Source organism: Wenyingzhuangia sp. 2_MG-2023, assembly GCF_030548295.1.
Classification (GTDB): Bacteria; Bacteroidota; Bacteroidia; order Flavobacteriales; family Flavobacteriaceae; genus Wenyingzhuangia.
The window spans coordinates 1-272 of the sequence record NZ_JAUOSB010000107.1 but is presented as its reverse complement, the minus strand read 5'-3'; the positions used below and the strand labels follow the sequence as shown (position 1 = coordinate 272).

General features: G+C 28.3%; 1 pseudogene. It reads right to left on the bottom strand.

Going from position 1 to position 272, the window contains the following annotated elements:
* Positions 1-272 (bottom strand): annotated as a pseudogene (locus tag Q4548_RS16835) (IS3 family transposase); the annotation flags it as partial.

The following is a 272-nucleotide window of genomic DNA, read 5'->3' as shown; positions in this document are numbered from 1 at the left end:
TTATATCCCATAATTTGTTTAGAATAAGCATCTGTTACTAGTGCTAGGTATGCATGTCCTTTATCCGTTTTAATATAAGTGATATCTGTTACCCACACTTGTTCTGCTCTAGTTGGTACTTTATCTTTAATTAGGTTCTTGTATTTGTAAAACATGTGTTTAGAATTGGTGGTTACATGATAGTTTTTGTTTCTCTTAATCAGTAGTTTATGATTTTTAAGAAGTGTAAAAAACTTATCTCTTCCAATTTTAATTCTAAGTTTTTTAAACTC